1 protein-coding gene is annotated in these 1,681 nt (G+C 70.2%); it reads right to left on the reverse strand.

What is annotated here, in order from left to right; all coding sequences use genetic code 11:
• A partial coding sequence (locus Q7A36_RS39635; protein WP_305109291.1) for a recombinase family protein occupies nucleotides 1–1,681 on the reverse strand: 1,681 nt, incomplete at both ends.

Below are 1,681 nucleotides of genomic sequence, written 5' to 3' on the forward strand. Positions count from 1 at the left end.
CGAGCAACCCTGCTGACGCAGGTCACGGATGGTGGCCAGGATCTGCTCGAACCCGCGCAACTGCTCGAACCGTCGCACGGTGCGGACGAGAGCGTGGCGGGTCCGCACGCCGCCGGCCCACTCGCATTCGACCTCGAGGTGCTCGCTGGCGCCCTCCAGGCGGATGACAACCCGCTCGAGGACGAGCCGAGCAATGGCCTGACGGTCCTTCTGCGTGGTCGTCGGCGCGTGCCAGAGCGCCGGCACATCCTCGGCAAGCTGCCGGATGACGGCCAGTTCTGCGGCTCCCAGCCGAGATGGCTGGCGTGCCATTTCGCGGGCGTGCTCGGCCGCCAGCGCTTCCTCAGCGGTGAGTGCTGCCTCCCATTCACGCTCGAGGGTACGCGCCACGAGCCGCATGTCGGGATCGACGGCCTCGTAACGCCGGCGCGCCAGCGCCGTCTCATAGCGCGCCCGCTCCAGGCGCTCGGCCCAATGGCGCCGCCGCCCGGCACGCTCGAGTTCGAGATCCTCGGCCAGCTGCAGACTGACCTCGACTGCCGATGGCGTCAGCGCGGCGAGGATCAGCCGGGCAACCAGCTCGTCAACCGGCGCCGCGCTGAGCGATTGGCAGCGCGGCCCGGCAAAGGTCACGGCCTCCTGGCAGCACTGGTAGCGGGCCTCGCGGCCGTTGTTGTGGTAGGCGAGTGCCATGCGCCGGCCGCATCGGCCGCAGTGCACGAGGCCACCCAGCAGAGCGTGGCCGCCGCGAGGAACGCCATCGTGCTTGGCCCGGTTCGCCGCCATCTGCTCCTGGTTGCGCGTGTAGGTTTCCCAATCAATGTAGGCCGGCCAGCAGTCCCGCCGCAGCACGGTCCAGCTCTCTGGCGCGCGGATGAACCGCCGCCCGCTGTGCGGCTTGCCGGGCAGCTGGGCGCGACGCTCCATCCGGCGCCGGCCGTAGACATAGGCTCCGGCGTAGGCCGGATGGCGGAGCATGTCGGCCACCGTCGCGTGGTTCGGGCGGTTCCAGCGGATCTCGCCCCGGTTCGGGCCCGAGCGCACGCGGTCTGGCAGCGCGATGTCATGGTCAACGAGATAGGTCAGGACGCCGCGGATCGAGCGGCGCCGTTCGAAAACGTCGAACACCAGCCGGATCACCGAGCGGACCCCCTCGTCCGGGTCGAGCGCCACCTCGCCCGACGGGCGCTGCACATAGCCTCGTGGCAGGCCGATCACGAGCTCACCACGAGCCGCCTTGGCACGGCGCCCCTCGAGCATGCGCCCTTTCAGGATGTGCAGCTCGGCCTCGCTCATCGTGCCCTTCAGGCCGAGCAGCAGGCGGTCGTTGTAGGTGCCCGGGTCGTAGAGGCCGTCCGCATCCGCGATGAGCGTGTCGAACAGGGCGCAGATCTCGAGCAGCTGGTGCCAGTCGCAGCAAGAGCGCGCCAGGCGCGACACCTCGATGCCAAGGACGAGCCCGACATGACCGAGGCCAACCTCGGCGACGAGGCGCTGGAACCCAGGCCGGTCCAGCGTAGAGGCCGCCGAGCGGCCAAGGTCATCATCGATGACAACCACCTGCTCCGCATGCCAGCCAAGCTGCCGCGCGCGATCGGCCAGCGCGTATTGCAGCCGCGTGGACTCCCCGTGCTGCTGCACCTGGCGCAGCGTCGACTGGCGGACGTAGACAATCGCCAGC

The sequence above is a fragment of the Paracraurococcus lichenis genome, from assembly GCF_030657435.1.
Lineage (GTDB): Bacteria > Pseudomonadota > Alphaproteobacteria > Acetobacterales > Acetobacteraceae > Paracraurococcus > Paracraurococcus lichenis.